The organism is Streptomyces sp. 8N616, assembly GCF_052246385.1.
Lineage (GTDB): Bacteria > Actinomycetota > Actinomycetes > Streptomycetales > Streptomycetaceae > Streptomyces.
On sequence record NZ_JBQQBY010000025.1, the window covers coordinates 21,578 to 34,698 of the forward strand.

The following is a 13,121-nucleotide window of genomic DNA, read 5'->3' on the forward strand; positions in this document are numbered from 1 at the left end:
ATGTCTGCACGCGGACGTCATCGCCGCTTCAAGCCCGGCCGGATTTCCCGCGCCACTTTCGCCGCCGCCGCAAGCGGCGCCGGTATCGGTCTGTCCTTCATCACCGCCGGCCAGGCGAGCGCCGCCTCCGTCGACACCTGGGACAAGGTCGCGGAGTGCGAGAGCACCAGCAACTGGAGCATCAACAACGGCAACGGCTTCTTCGGAGGCCTGCAGTTCACGCAGAGCACCTGGGAGGCCTTCGGCGGCACCGACTACGCCGAGCGCGCCGACCTGGCCACCAAGGACCAGCAGATCGCCGTCGCCGAGAAGGTGCTCGACACCCAGGGCCCCGGTGCCTGGCCCGCGTGCGGCCCCAAGGCCGGCCTGGCCAAGGGCGGTCCGGCCCCCGCGATCTCCACCGGCGGCGAGCAGGCCCAGGGCAAGCCCGAGACCAAGCCCGAGACCAAGCCCGCCCCGGCCCCCGCCGAGGACAAGGCCGACACGGCGGACAAGGGCGCGGCGAAGCCCGAGTCCTACACCGTCGTCAAGGGCGACTCGCTCTACAAGATCGCCACCGCCAAGCACATCGACGGCGGCTGGCAGCGGGTCTACCAGGACAACCGCCAGGTCGTCGGCGGCGACCCGGACCTGATCCACCCGGGCCAGAAGCTGGCCCTGGGCGGCGGCAAGGCCGAGGCCGCGCCGCAGCAGCAGGCCCCCAAGCAGGAGGCTCCGAAGAAGCAGGCCCCCAAGCCCGCGGCGCCCAAGGCCCAGGCCCCGAAGCAGGAGGCCCCGAAGCAGGAGGCCAAGCCGGCTTCCGAGCAGAGCGCCTCCGGCTTCACCGCCCCGGTCTCCAACCCGGCCCTCGGCACGCCGTACCACCAGGCCGGCTCCATGTGGTCCAGCGGCTACCACACCGGTGCCGACTTCCCCGTGCCCACCGGCACTTCGGTGAAGTCCATCGGCCCGGGTGAGGTCGTCTCGGCGGGCTGGGGCGGCGCGTACGGCAACCAGGTCGTCATCCGCCACGCGGACGGCAAGTACAGCCAGTACGCCCACCTGTCCTCGCTGTCCGTCTCGCCCGGCCAGGCGGTGACCGGCGGCCAGCAGATCGGCCTGTCCGGCTCCACCGGCAACAGCAGTGGCCCGCACCTGCACTTCGAGGTGCGGACCGGCCCGGACTACGGCTCGGACATCGACCCGCTCGCCTACCTGCGTGCGCACGGCGTCAGCATCTGACACGGTTCGACGCGGCCGGAGTCTTCTCTCCTGACTCCATGAGGCGCCCGCTCCCTGCTATGCCGGGGGCGGGCGCCTCGTCGTGCTGTGCCGGTGTGGATACGGGGATGGATACGAGGGTGGATACGAGGTGGATACGGAAGACGGGTCACGAGCTGCGGCACAGGGCCCGGATGAGATCACCGTGCCGCGGGTAGCGCGCGGCCAGCTCGTCCGCCTCGCCGCCCTCGTAGTCCGCGGGGAGGAACCCGGGGGCCAGCGTGCATCCCAGGAGCGCGTGGCTGCCGCCGGGCCGCACCCGCGCGCCCATCCAGGTGCCGCCCGGCACGACGTACTGGATGTGCTGCCCGGCGCGCACGTCCTGGCCGAGCACCTCCACCCGCGATGCGCCGTCCCGCTCCAGGAGCAGCAGTTCCACCGGGTCCCCGAGGTAGAAGTGCCAGACCTCGTCGTGCGGCAGCCGGTGCATCGCGGAGAAGAGGTCGTTCTGCGCCGACAGCAGGAAAAGGATCGCCGTGCCCGCGGGACGGCCCCCGGACTGCGGAGGACCGGCCCACGTTTCGCGGAAGAGACCGCCTTCCAGGGGCAGCGGCTCCAGGCCGTACATCATGGCGAGTTCCTCGGCCGAGGGAATGGGATTCCTCATGTGCTGCCTCCGCATCGTGGTCCGGCGTAACGGAACTGATTATTTACGGGCTTGCGACGTGACAGCGTTTCATGGACCGTACCGGACTTGGATCTTCCGGAAAACGAGGCTCTTGTGGCGGGCGGAATGCCCGCCCTAATCTTGGCGCGGCCGCGCAGGAGAGGAAGCGCTCTATGCCCGCACGTGGACGCCACCGCCGGTACCAGCCGAACCGCATCTCCCAGGCATCCCTCACGGTCACCGCGGGCGGCGCGGGAATGGCTCTGCCGCTGGTCGCCGTATCCGGGGCCGACGCAGCACCCGCCGGCACCGGGGACCATGCGCAGCGCGCCGACCTCGCCGCCAAGGCCCGGCAGTTGGCGACAGCGGCCAACGGGCACCGGGCCAACGGGCACCGGGCCAACGGGCACCGGAAAGAGCTCCCGAACCGTACAAAACCCGAGTCCTATACGGTCGTCAGCGGCGACACGCTCTTCGCCATCGCCCGCGTACGGGACGTCGACGGCGGGTGGGAGCGGCTGTACGAGGACAACCGCGAGGTCATCGGCGGCAACCCGGACCTGATCCACCCCGGCCAGAAGCTCGTCATCGAGGAGAAAGGCGGGCAGGCGCGGAAGCCGGCGAAGACGGAGCGGCCGGAGAAGTCCGGCAAGAAGCCCCGGAAGGCCGGGAGTTCCCCGGGGGATCAGCGTGCCGAGCGGGCGGACAGTCAGCAGGGGTCCGGCTCCTCCGCAGCACTGGACTTCATCGCCCCGGTCGCCGACACCACCATCGGCACGCCGTACCGTGCCTCGGGCTCCGGCTGGTCCAGCGGCTACCACACGGGTGTCGACTTCCCCGTTTCCACCGGCACTTCCGTGCGTGCCGTGGCGAGCGGGCAGGTGGTCTCGGCGGGCTGGGGCGGCGCGTACGGCTACCAGGTCGTCATCCGGCACAACGATGGCAAGTACAGCCAGTACGCGCACCTCTCAGCGCTCGCTGTCCGCGAGGGGCAGCCGGTCAACGGCGGACAGCGCATAGGCAGGTCCGGCTCGACCGGGAACACCACCGGTCCGCACCTGCACTTCGAGGTGCGGACCGGCCCGGACTACGGCTCGGACATCAACCCGCTGGCGTATCTGCGCAGCAAGGGTGTCAGCATCTGACGGTCGGGATGGAAGCGGCGGGGCAGAAGAAGCCCTCCGGAGCCCTCCGGAGCCCTCCGGAGCCCTCCGGCCCCCAGTCCTTGAAGGCCCGTCAGGCGAGTGTCAGGCCGCCCGGACGCGCCTGAGCGCCAGTACGGCGTTGTGCCCGCCGAATCCGAAGGAGTTGCTCAGGGCGAGGTCACCCGACTCCGGCAGCGGGCGCGGAGCCCCGGTGACCACGTCGAGGCCCAGGCCCGCGTCCGGCTCCTCGCACCCCACGGTGGGCGGTACCACCCCGTGATGCAGCGTCAGCACTGCGGCCACGGCCTCCACACCGCCCGCCGCGCCCTGCAGATGCCCCAGCGCGCCCTTCGGCGCCGTGACCGGCAGCTCCGCGTCGTCACCGAAGACGGTCCGCAGCGCCTCCGCCTCTGCGGCGTCGCCGCTGCCGGTCGCGGTGGCATGGGCGTTGACGTGCATCACCTCGTCCGGCTTGGCCCCGGCGTCGATCAGCGCCTTGTGCAGCGCGTCGACCACCCCGGCACCGTCCGGGCGCGGCGCGGCCATGTGGAAGGCATCGGCCGAAACGCCCCAGCCCGCCGCCTCGCAGTAGATCCGTGCGCCACGCGCGCGTGCGTGCTCCTCGGACTCCAGGATCAGCAGCCCCGCACCCTCGCCGACCACGAATCCGTCCCGTGCCCTGTCGAACGGCCGCGACGCCTTCTCCGGCCCCTCCGCCCCCGGCGACAGGGCGCGCATCGCGGTGAAGGACGCCATGATGGCCGGGATGATGACCGCTTCCGTGCCGCCCGCGACCATGACATCGGTGTGCCCGTCCCGGATCCGGTCGATGGCCTGACCGATCGCCTCGGTCCCCGAGGCGCAGGCGCTCACGACCGTACGGGCCTCGGCGCGCGCCCCCATGTCGATGGCCACCTGCGCGGCGGGGCCGCTGGGCACGATCATCGGCGCCGTGTGCGGCGAGACGTGACGCTCGCCACGCTCCTTCAAGGTGCGGTCGGCGTCGACCAGGACCGGAGCGCCGCCGATGATGGTGCCGATCGAGACGCCGACGCGCTGGGCGTCCAGTGTGCCCTCGGCCACTTCCGCCTGGTCGAACCCGGCGTCGGCCCACGCCTCCCGGGCGGCCAGCACCGCGAACTGGGCGCAGCGGCTCATCGTACGGGCCCGGGCCCGCGGCAGCTGCTCCGCCGGATCCACGGCGGAGGGCGCGGCTATCCGTACACCCAGCCCTTCGAACTCCTCGCCGTCGAGCCGCCGGACACCGCTCCGGCCCTCGAGGAGGCCCTGCCAGGTGGCAGCCGCGTCGCCGCCGAGCGGTGTGATGGCGCCCACACCCGTGACGACCACGCGCCGCCCGCCGCGCCCGGGGCGCGCCACCGGGTCGAGCCGGCAGACGATGGCCCGCGGGTCGAGAGCCATCAGCGCCCGCATCTCGTCGTCCGGCATGGGTGCGCCCGCGCCGCCGTCCTCGCCCTGACCGCCCTCGAGCTGACCGTCCTCGCCCTGACCGTCCTCGAGCTCCCAAGCGCCTTCGCGCCGGACGTAGTGACGTTCCTCACGCTCCGGCTGGGCGGAGCGCAGCACCGTCATGCGGTCCCCGTCACGGAAGTCCGCGCCGGGCCCCGTCGGGACGACCAGCGGGATCGCCTGCGGATCCACGCGCTCGCCCGCCACCTCGACCATCCCGGAGCGCGGGTGCACCGCGTGGAAGTCCGGGCCGCCGTGGAGCGCCCGCAGCGTCAGCCGCACGTTCTCCTGGTCCTCGGGGGCGGCGTCCAGTACGGCGAACCGCTTGGTGCGCTCGACCACGAGCACGTCACCGGGCACCAGCTCACCGCAGGTGCAGGAATGGGAGTTCTCGGATATCCAGGGCGAGTTGGGCTGTTCCGTCACGTTGCTGTCCTCTCGGCGTCCGCGCGCATGACGACGGATCGGTAAGGGGGGATATGCCCCGCAACCGTAAATTCGCCCTGCGGTGCCGGTAAGTGACGCAGATCCCAATCGACGGCAATAAAGCGCCTATGTGTCCGGATTCACTCCGTGTCGGACGTTCCGCCCTTACTGCCTGTTCCGTCCGTGCGTCTGGTTCCGCGCGCCGGGCCGTCGGTGTCCGGGTGCAGCTCCAGGGCCTCGAGCAGGAGGGCCAGATCCTCCGGGCTCTGCGCGTACCCGGCGACCACCCTGCGAGCCGCCCGCCGCTGGCCGCGCCACTCGTTCGCGGCGCGCTCCGCTTCCTGGTCCTGGCCCTTGTTCGCCTCGCCCGGGTCGAGATGGGGTGCCGGGTGGCCGGATGGAGGGTTCATCGGACGATCCTCGCGCCGCCGTGATCCGTGGCAGCACAGGGCGCGGCCGAAGGTCACCGGATCGGCGCAGCGGCCGTTCAGCCCGCCTCGCCCCGTCGCCCCCGCTCCGACTGCTGCCGCTCCGCCGCTCCTGCTCCGACCGATCCCGCTCCAACCGGTCCCGCTGCGGAGGCACCGTGTACTTGGGGTCCCGAGCGGACGCGAGACCGGCGTGGAACACCCCGAACCGCAAGCAGGCCGACCCCGCCAGCAGCGCCCCGCAGGCCACCGCCGCGGCCATCCGGCTGCGCTCGCCGAGCAGCGCCGCCCCGGCCGAGCCCCCTGCGGTCAGGAGTTCCGCGGCGCGCATCAGCCGCCCCGCCGCGCCCTTCCGGTAGGTCTCTCCGACCACGCCCAGGCGTCGCTATCAGCCGTGCCAGCGCCGGCTCCGCAGCCCGCCCGCCGGCCCCGCCCGCCGCGCGGGACCGCTCTCGGCCGCCGGGGACCATGAGAACCTTCAGCGGGGAATCGCCTGCTTCTGCCAGGGAACCCGTACCGCACACCTCGCATGTCGAGAGAGAAGGGCGGCTGCGCAGCGTGACCGGTCCACTGGACGACCTGCCCGCCGAGGAGCGGAAGCTGCTCCGCGGCGACCCGCGCCCGGACCCCCGCGAAGTGCGCCCCATGCTGGCCACCCTGACCAGCGACTACTTCTCCGACCCGGGGTGGCTGTTCGAGCGCAAGCTCGACGGTCAGCGGTGCCTCGCCGTACGGGATCCGGAGGGAGCGGCCCTGTCCTCCAGAAGCGGCCTGCCGCTCTCCGGCGCCTACCCGGAGGTGGCCGAAGCGCTGGCGCGGCAGCAGAACACCGGCTTCGTCGTGGACGGCGAGGTGGTCGCCTTCGAGGGCAGCCGTACGAGCTTCGCCCGGCTGCAGCAGCGCATGGGCATCGAGAACCCCAGAGCCGCCAGGGCTACAGGTGTCGCGGTCCGCTACTACGTCTTCGACCTGTTGTGGCTCGACGGCTACGACCTGACCCGGCTGCCTTTGCGCACCCGCAAGGCACTTCTGCGCCGCTCCCTCACCTTCTCCTCACCGCTGCGGTTCACCGCCCATCGCAACGCGCAAGGGGAGGCGTACCTGCGCCAGGCGTGCGGGTGGGGCTGGGAAGGCCTGATCGCCAAGCGCGCGGACAGCACGTACGCGGCCAGGCGCTCGCGCGACTGGCTGAAGTTCAAGTGCGCGCAGCGGCAGGAGATGGTGATCGGCGGCTTCACGGAACCGGCGGGCAGCAGGACCGGGTTCGGGGCGCTGCTCGTGGGCTACTACGAGGGCGGCCGGCTGCGGTACGCGGGCAAGGTGGGGACCGGCTACGACCGCCGAACGCTCACGGCGCTGCGCGAGCGCCTCGATGAACTGGCCTGTGACCGGCAGCCCTTCGCCGGAGGCAGGATCCGCGAGCGGGGCGCGCACTGGGTCCGGCCCGAACTCGTCGCCGAGATCGCCTTCACCGAGTGGACCGGGGACGGCAAGCTGCGCCACCCGCGCTTCGAGGGCCTGCGTGACGACAAGCCCGCCCGGGAGGTGGTGCGGGAGCGCCCGGTCGGGAGCCGCTGAGGCCGCGGCCGTCCGCAGGTGCCTCAGCCGAGGTGCTTCTCGAACCAGTGCTCCGCGTAAGGGGCGTTGTTGTAGGGCGGGATCTCCGTATAGCCCTGCCGGGCGTAGAGGTTCCTGGCCTCGACGAGGTCGCTGCGCGTCTCCAGCCGCATGGTCGTGGCTCCCAGCTCCCGGGCTGCACGCTCGGCCGCCGCGAGCAGGCGCGCGCCGCCGCCACCGCGCCGCCGGCGGGGGTGCACGAACAGGCGGGTGAGCTCGGTGATCCGCGGTGCCGGCCGGCGCAGGCCGACGGCGCCGGCGACGCCCTGCCGGTCGCGCGCGAGGAGGAACACCCCGGTGGGCGGGACCAGGTCGGCGCTCGGATCCTCGGCGAGCGCGTCGTCGATCTCCTGCTCGGACCGGCCATTCTCCCCGCGGCGGCAAGTGATTTTCCGGACGGCGGGCGACGTACGGGGTCCCGGCAGCCCATCTCGCCCCGCATTTCCTGCACTTACCGCGGGAAACCCCTTTCCCATCCGCCGTCACTCCCACCACTATGGGCTCCTCCGTTGCACGCCGGTCATGTGGATGCCTCCTGCCCGGCGCTTCGGGCAGGCCGTAGGAGACCAGCGAGCCGAGTGCGTCAGGGGAGTCGAAAGGGTGCCTGAGCTCCACAAGACCGATCAGAGCCCCACGACCGACACCCGCGGCTATGCCACCGTGCCCGACGCCGACCTCACCGAGCGGATCCGCGCCGGAGCACCGTCGGCCTACCCGGCGACGCAGGAACTCCGCCGCCGCCACCTGCCCGCGGTCCTCTCCTACGCGCGGTTGTGCGGCGCCAACCAGGTCGCAGGCAACCAGCTCGCCGCGCAGGCCTTCGGCCGCGCCGCGCAGGCGGCGTGCCGGGGCATCGACCCGAAGGGCACCTGGCGGCACCACCTGCTGATGCTGGTCCAGCGGGTGGCCGTCGGCTGGGCCGGAGGCAGTCGGCGCGTCCGGCTCGAAACCGGCTTCGCCGACTGGATCGACGAGAACGCCGAGTCCTCGCCCGACCGGCCGGAGCCGCGGGGCCTGCGGCTCGAGGACACCTCCGCCATGCTCGCCGCCTTCTACGGGCTGCCGGAGCGCACCCGGGGTGCCCTCTGGTACGGGGTGGTGGAGGACGAGCCGGACACGGAAACCGCGATCTACCTCGGCATCCCCCCGGATTCCGTCGCCGAGGCGAAGGAACGGGCGCAGGAGGCCATGCAGCAGGCCTATCTGCAGACGTACCTCAAGCGCAGCGGCGACCGGAAGTGCCAGGGGTTCCGCCGCATCATCGAGGCCGCGGTACGGCCGGAGGACCGGCGGCACAGCGAGGACCTGACCCGGCACCTGGCCGAGTGCCCCTCCTGCACCCGGGTCCTCGACGACATGGTCCGGATGGCGGAGCACCCGCGGACCGTCCTGGCCGAAGGGCTGCTCGGGTGGGGCGGAGCCGCCTACATCACCGCGGGCCCGGTCCCCGGCCTTCCCGACCCGGAGACGGTGCATGCGGACCGCCCGCCCGCCGCGGGCGCAGACCCCGCCATGCCCGGCTCCGCCACGCCTGGCTCCGCGGCCGAGCCCGCCGCCGCGACCGCTGACACGCTCGCCGGCATGTCCGCGTCCGCCGGCAGGCCGGAGCCCGACGACGGCACGGGGGGCCGTGAGTGGTGGACCTCCCGGCCCTTCGTACTCGTCGCGGTGGCCGCCGCGGCGACCGCCGCCGTCGGCGCCGCCCTGCTCACGCCCGTCTCCGGCGACGGCGAGCCGACTGCCGGGAGCACGGAGACGACCTCGGCGCCGCCGGTCACGCCCACCCCCAGCACCTCCGCACCCGCTCCGCCCCCCACCGCGAGCTCCACCAGCAAGCCGCCGCCCGAGAAGAAGCCCACCCCCTCGCCCTCGCCGAAGCCCACCAAGACGACCAAGGCCCCCAGCCGCACCCCCAGCCCGTCGAAGACCGCCGAGGCCCCGCCGCCCCCTCGCCTCCCGGGCGACGACTTCGCCCCGGTCGTCAACGCGAGTTCCGGCCTGTGCCTGGACATCGAGTACGGAGAGCTGGAGAACCGCACGGACGTCATCACGGCCCCGTGCACCGGGACCCCGACGCAGCTGTGGCGCGTGGACCCGATCGGCGTCGTGCAGTCGTACGCCGACCCGGACTACTGCCTGGATTCCCGGGGCGACACCGACCGGGGCGTCGGCATCTGGACCTGTTCCTCGGTCGAGGGCGAGAACGGCATGAACCTGCTCTTCATCATCGGCCGCACGGGCACCATACGGCCCCGGATCGCGCCGGACTTCGCCCTCACGCCCGAGGCGGCCTACCCAGGCAGCGATCTGGACCTGGACCCGGCCGTCGGCCGGAGCGATCAGCGCTGGACCGCGGACCCCGCAACGGCGCGCTGATCCGGGGGTCGGCCGGGGATCTGCAGGGGAGCCGGAACGGCCCCTCCTCAGGCGAAAACACTTTCGCGGTTGACAGGCGAAATGCCACGGATGGACGATCAGTCATGCTCGCCCCAATAGGGTGCGGTGCCCGAAGTGTGCAGCTGGCGGTCGACCGGTCACCAAGGCGTCAATCGTCCGAGGACGTGGTATTTCGGAGGTGGAGACCATGCAGCTCCCCGACCCGTTCGAGGTACGCACCGACATGGCCGGTCAGGCCGCGGTGATCTCGGTGACCGGCGAACTGGACATCGACACCGCCCCGAGGCTGCGCCTCGCCCTCGCGCACTGTCTGCAGGCTTCCCTGACGAGCCTCACCGTGGACCTCAGCGGCGTCGCTTTCTGTGACTGCGCGGGACTCAACGTGCTGATCGGTGCGCGCAGGTCCGCCGACGCCGCCGGCATCCCCTTCCACCTGTCCGGCCTCGGCCGCCAGGTGACGAAGCTGCTGAAGGACACCGGCACCGCCGGCCTCTTCCGGGAGCCCCCGGACCGGCACGGGCGCGGTCACGCCCGGCCGGACCCGGCTGCCCGGGTGAGCGGCGTCCCGCATCCCGCGGGGGACCCCCGGGCCGCTCTGGCCTGACAGGACATCACGCTTCCGCCTCGGCCTCCGGCGTGCGGCCTTCGGGCTCCGCCGCACGAAAGTGTGCATTACGAGCGGCGGCGGCACCGGCACGCGGGCCGCTGACCGCGCGGACGACTCGGCCGACTTACGGCTCCGGGCGCGCCCGTGGCCGCGCGCGCCGCTGTGGGCCGTCCGGCCCCAGAGGGCAGGAAGGCGCCCAGGCAGGCCTGCACGCAGGAATGCAGAATCTGAGCAGGCCGGTACCCCGCCCCCGTCGGCAGGTGACCGGCTCCCGTCACCGGGCCGCGTAGGACAGCATTGCGCGCCGGATCCCCCCGACCGTGCATCGAACACGAACACCCCGTCGCGAAGCGCCCGGGAACCTCACGAGGACATCAACACCCGCCCTGGCAAGGGTATTTCGGCGTGTCCTCCCGCGAACTCCCCGGCAAGCGGCTCGCGTCGTGTTCCCCCCTGCCCTCGTAGGCCCGACGTCACTTCGAGCTGCCTCCTGGAGGAAATCCATGAAAATCCGGCGCCTACCGCTGCGTGCCGTCGCCCTGAGCACCGCGGGCGCGGGCATGAGCCTCGCCATGCTCCTCACCCCGCTCGCCTCGGCCGAACCGATCGACTCGGCCTCCCCCCACGAGGAACCCGTCAAGCCCACCATCGTGCTCGTGCACGACGCCTTCGCCGACGGCTCCAGCTGGGGCGCCGTCATCAAACAGCTGCAGAGCTGGGGATATACGGTCAAGGCCCCGGCCAACCCGCTGCGCGGGCTGCAGAGCGACGCCACCTACCTCGCCGACTTCCTCGAGAGCATCGAAGGCCCCATCGTCCTGGCGGGCCACTCCTACGGCGGCGAGGTGATCACCCAGGCCGCGGCGAACGATCCCGATGTGAAGGCCCTCGTCTACATCGCGGGTCTGGCCCCCGAGAAGGGTGAGAGCGCCTCCGAGCTCTTCGCACGGAAGATCCCGAACCCGCTCCCGCCGCTGCCCCTGCTGCAGGTGCCCTTCACCGCGGCCGACGGCACCAAGGGCATCGACGCCTACCTCGACCCCGCCAAGTTCCACGAGAGGTTCGCGGCCGACGTGCCGGAGGACATCACCAACGTGATGGCCGCCGTCCAGCGCCCGATCAGCGCCGCCGCCTTCATGGAGGAGGCCCAGGCAGCGGCCTGGAAGAAGATCCCCTCCTGGTATCTCGTCGCCAAACAGGACCAGACCATCGCGCCCGACCTGGAGCGGTTCATGGCCAAGCGCGCCGGATCCGAGACCGTCGAGATCGACTCCTCGCACGTCCCGATGATCAGCCACCCCGAGGACGTCAGCAGGCTGATCGAGAAGGCCGCCGACGCCACCGAGGCCAAGCCGGACGCCGAAGGCGCCGAGGCCAAGCAGAACAACGACAGCGCCGAGGCCAAGCCGGACGCCGAAGGCACCGAGGCCAAGCAGGACGGCGACGCCGCCGAGGCCAAGCCGGACGCCGAAGGCGCCGAGGCCAAGCCGGACACCGAAGCCCAGCAGTAGGCAGGGCAAGGAGCCGAGCCGCAGGGCGAGGAGAGAAACCCGGAACCCGGGCTCCGTACGGCCGTATGGAGCCCGGGTTCTCCGGCCGTCTCCCTGCATCTCCGCCTCCGTGAGAAGCTCGGAGGCCGATCTCGTTCTCCCGTGTTGTCCCGCCGAGAGGGAAAGGGTGCGCATGGCCCTGTTCGACCTTCCGCTCGACGCACTGCGCAGCTACCGGCCGCAGCTGTCCGAGCCCGAGGACTTCGACCTGTTCTGGGAGAAGACGCTCGCCGAGGCCCGCAGCCACGAGCAGGGCGCCCGGTTCGAACCCGTCCGCACCCCGCTCACCGCGGTGGAGGTGTACGACGTCACCTTCGCCGGTTTCGGGGGCCACCCCATCAAGGGCTGGTTCCTTCACCCGGCCGGGGCGCGCGAACCGCTGCCGCTCGTGGTCGAGTTCCTCTCCTACGGCGGCGGGCGCGGGCTTCCGCATACCCACCTCCTGTGGTCTTCCGCGGGCTTCGCGCACTTCGTGATGGACACCCGGGGCCAGGGCAGCGGCTGGAGCGGCGGAGACACGGCGGACCCGGTCGGCGGCGGTCCCGCCTTCCCGGGTTTCATGACCCGCGGCATCGAGGACCCGCACGGCTACTACTACCGCCGTCTGATCACCGACGCGGTGCGTGCGGTCGAGGCTGCTCGCTCCCACCCGCTCGCGGACGCGGCGCGCACGGCGGCCACCGGTATGAGCCAGGGCGGCGGCATCACCCTCGCCGTGGGCGCACTCGTACCGGACCTGGCCGCGATCGCACCCGATGTGCCGTTCCTGTGCCACTTCGAACGGGCCGCGACGCTCACCGACCGGCTTCCGTACCGGGAGATCGGCAGCTTCCTCCAGACGCACCGCGGCCGGGACGCGCAGGTCTTCCGTACGCTCTCCTACTTCGACGGAGTTCACTTCGCCGCCAGGGGCCGGGCCCCCGCGCTCTTCTCCACCGCCCTGGAGGACCAGACCTGCCCGCCCTCCACCGTGTTCGCCGCCTTCAACGCCTACGCGGGCGACGACAAGCGCATCGAGGTCTACTCGTTCAACGACCACGAGGGCGGGGGGCCGTTCCACGAGGAGGCCCAACTGCGGTGGTTGCCTCAGCGGTTGGCGGAGCGCTAGAGACGGGCGTACGGGTCGGGCGTACGGGCAGGCGCGTACGCGTAACGGCCCAGGGTTGCGGGCCGGGGCTCGCGCTACGCCGGCGTCAACCGCATCGTGGTGGCCAGCGCCTCGCCGCCGACCATGCTCTCGGTCGGCCCCGGGGAGTCCGCCGCGTACTTGTCGCGGTACGCCTCCGAGACGCGCTGGTTGAGCGCGTCGTCGTGAACGGATTCCAGCCGCACGGACACGACCTCGTCGCCGACCTGGATCTCGCCGCTGCCGTCCGCCCGGGCGCGCCTGTACCAGTCACCTTCGCCGCCGCGGTACGAGCGCACGTATGCCTTCCGGTCCACGACGACCACCCAGATGGGACGGCTCGACCAGGAGCCGTCCCTGCGCCGTGTCCGCATCGCGATCTCTTTCACCTGATCGAGCTGGGTCACGTCCATGTGACCACCATGGCACCGGGCCGGTGGTGCCGCACGCGGGACGGGCCCAGCGGCTCGGTCGCTCAGCAGGCCGGG

13 protein-coding genes are annotated in these 13,121 nt (G+C 72.2%); 8 read left to right on the forward strand and 5 right to left on the reverse strand.

Annotated elements, in window-relative coordinates; all coding sequences use genetic code 11:
• Positions 1 to 1,221, forward strand: a complete 1,221-nt coding sequence (locus ACTWQC_RS22620; protein WP_443317609.1) for a transglycosylase family protein — start codon at positions 1 to 3, stop codon at positions 1,219 to 1,221.
• A gap of 148 nt (positions 1,222 to 1,369) precedes the next feature.
• Here ACTWQC_RS22620 and ACTWQC_RS22625 read toward each other — a convergent pair whose 3' ends face one another.
• Positions 1,370 to 1,867, reverse strand: a complete 498-nt coding sequence (locus ACTWQC_RS22625) for a cupin domain-containing protein (protein ID WP_443317610.1) — start codon at positions 1,865 to 1,867, stop codon at positions 1,370 to 1,372.
• Between the two features lie 173 nt (positions 1,868 to 2,040).
• Between ACTWQC_RS22625 and ACTWQC_RS22630 the strand changes: the two genes are divergently transcribed.
• Positions 2,041 to 3,012 carry a M23 family metallopeptidase gene (locus ACTWQC_RS22630; protein ID WP_443317611.1) on the forward strand — a complete coding sequence of 324 codons (972 nt, stop codon included), beginning with the start codon at positions 2,041 to 2,043 and terminating at the stop codon, positions 3,010 to 3,012.
• 102 nt (positions 3,013 to 3,114) lie between these two features.
• Here ACTWQC_RS22630 and ACTWQC_RS22635 read toward each other — a convergent pair whose 3' ends face one another.
• Positions 3,115 to 4,908, reverse strand: a complete 1,794-nt coding sequence (locus ACTWQC_RS22635) for a beta-ketoacyl-[acyl-carrier-protein] synthase family protein (protein ID WP_443317612.1) — start codon at positions 4,906 to 4,908, stop codon at positions 3,115 to 3,117.
• 140 nt (positions 4,909 to 5,048) lie between these two features.
• Positions 5,049 to 5,318: a hypothetical protein gene (locus ACTWQC_RS22640; protein WP_443317613.1), complete on the reverse strand. Its 270-nt coding sequence runs from the start codon at positions 5,316 to 5,318 to the stop codon at positions 5,049 to 5,051.
• 176 nt (positions 5,319 to 5,494) lie between these two features.
• Between ACTWQC_RS22640 and ACTWQC_RS22645 the strand changes: the two genes are divergently transcribed.
• Both ACTWQC_RS22645 and ligD read left to right on the forward strand, forming a co-directional pair.
• Positions 5,495 to 5,695 carry a hypothetical protein gene (locus ACTWQC_RS22645; protein WP_443317614.1) on the forward strand — a complete coding sequence of 67 codons (201 nt, stop codon included), beginning with the start codon at positions 5,495 to 5,497 and terminating at the stop codon, positions 5,693 to 5,695.
• A gap of 199 nt (positions 5,696 to 5,894) precedes the next feature.
• On the forward strand, positions 5,895 to 6,914 hold the full coding sequence (ligD, locus tag ACTWQC_RS22650; protein WP_443317615.1) for a non-homologous end-joining DNA ligase: 1,020 nt from the start codon (positions 5,895 to 5,897) through the stop codon (positions 6,912 to 6,914).
• Positions 6,915 to 6,937: 23 nt separating this feature from the next.
• Here the strand turns inward: ligD and ACTWQC_RS22655 are convergent, their stop codons facing one another.
• Positions 6,938 to 7,429 (reverse strand): GNAT family N-acetyltransferase, encoded by a 492-nt coding sequence (locus tag ACTWQC_RS22655; protein WP_443317617.1) that lies wholly within the window; start codon positions 7,427 to 7,429, stop codon positions 6,938 to 6,940.
• Between the two features lie 124 nt (positions 7,430 to 7,553).
• On the opposite strand from ACTWQC_RS22655, the gene ACTWQC_RS22660 reads away from it, so the two are divergent.
• The 4 genes from ACTWQC_RS22660 (at position 7,554) to ACTWQC_RS22675 (ending at position 12,615) form a co-directional block, all read left to right on the forward strand.
• On the forward strand, positions 7,554 to 9,329 hold the full coding sequence (locus ACTWQC_RS22660) for a ricin-type beta-trefoil lectin domain protein (RefSeq protein ID WP_443317618.1): 1,776 nt from the start codon (positions 7,554 to 7,556) through the stop codon (positions 9,327 to 9,329).
• 208 nt (positions 9,330 to 9,537) lie between these two features.
• Entirely contained in the window at positions 9,538 to 9,954 is a 417-nt protein-coding gene (locus tag ACTWQC_RS22665; protein WP_443317619.1) for an STAS domain-containing protein, read from the forward strand.
• Between the two features lie 506 nt (positions 9,955 to 10,460).
• Positions 10,461 to 11,468 (forward strand): alpha/beta fold hydrolase, encoded by a 1,008-nt coding sequence (locus ACTWQC_RS22670; protein WP_443317620.1) that lies wholly within the window; start codon positions 10,461 to 10,463, stop codon positions 11,466 to 11,468.
• Positions 11,469 to 11,640: 172 nt separating this feature from the next.
• On the forward strand, positions 11,641 to 12,615 hold the full coding sequence (locus ACTWQC_RS22675) for an acetylxylan esterase (RefSeq protein ID WP_443317621.1): 975 nt from the start codon (positions 11,641 to 11,643) through the stop codon (positions 12,613 to 12,615).
• A 74-nt stretch (positions 12,616 to 12,689) separates the two neighbouring features.
• On the opposite strand, the gene ACTWQC_RS22680 is transcribed toward ACTWQC_RS22675, so the two are convergent.
• On the reverse strand, positions 12,690 to 13,046 hold the full coding sequence (locus ACTWQC_RS22680; RefSeq protein ID WP_443317622.1) for a DUF2255 family protein: 357 nt from the start codon (positions 13,044 to 13,046) through the stop codon (positions 12,690 to 12,692).
• Between the last annotated feature and the right edge of the window lie 75 nt (positions 13,047 to 13,121).

What these genes read in the sequence shown, in the direction of transcription:
- ACTWQC_RS22620 (WP_443317609.1), top strand. Translation starts at nt 1, where the DNA reads ATGTCTGCACGCGGACGTCATCGCCGCTTCAAGCCCGGCCGGATTTCC.
- ACTWQC_RS22625 (WP_443317610.1), bottom strand. Translation starts at nt 1,867, where the DNA reads ATGAGGAATCCCATTCCCTCGGCCGAGGAACTCGCCATGATGTACGGC.
- ACTWQC_RS22630 (WP_443317611.1), top strand. Translation starts at nt 2,041, where the DNA reads ATGCCCGCACGTGGACGCCACCGCCGGTACCAGCCGAACCGCATCTCC.
- ACTWQC_RS22640 (WP_443317613.1), bottom strand. Translation starts at nt 5,318, where the DNA reads ATGAACCCTCCATCCGGCCACCCGGCACCCCATCTCGACCCGGGCGAG.
- ACTWQC_RS22655 (WP_443317617.1), bottom strand. Translation starts at nt 7,429, where the DNA reads ATGGGAAAGGGGTTTCCCGCGGTAAGTGCAGGAAATGCGGGGCGAGAT.
- ACTWQC_RS22665 (WP_443317619.1), top strand. Translation starts at nt 9,538, where the DNA reads ATGCAGCTCCCCGACCCGTTCGAGGTACGCACCGACATGGCCGGTCAG.
- ACTWQC_RS22670 (WP_443317620.1), top strand. Translation starts at nt 10,461, where the DNA reads ATGAAAATCCGGCGCCTACCGCTGCGTGCCGTCGCCCTGAGCACCGCG.
- ACTWQC_RS22675 (WP_443317621.1), top strand. Translation starts at nt 11,641, where the DNA reads ATGGCCCTGTTCGACCTTCCGCTCGACGCACTGCGCAGCTACCGGCCG.
- ACTWQC_RS22680 (WP_443317622.1), bottom strand. Translation starts at nt 13,046, where the DNA reads ATGGACGTGACCCAGCTCGATCAGGTGAAAGAGATCGCGATGCGGACA.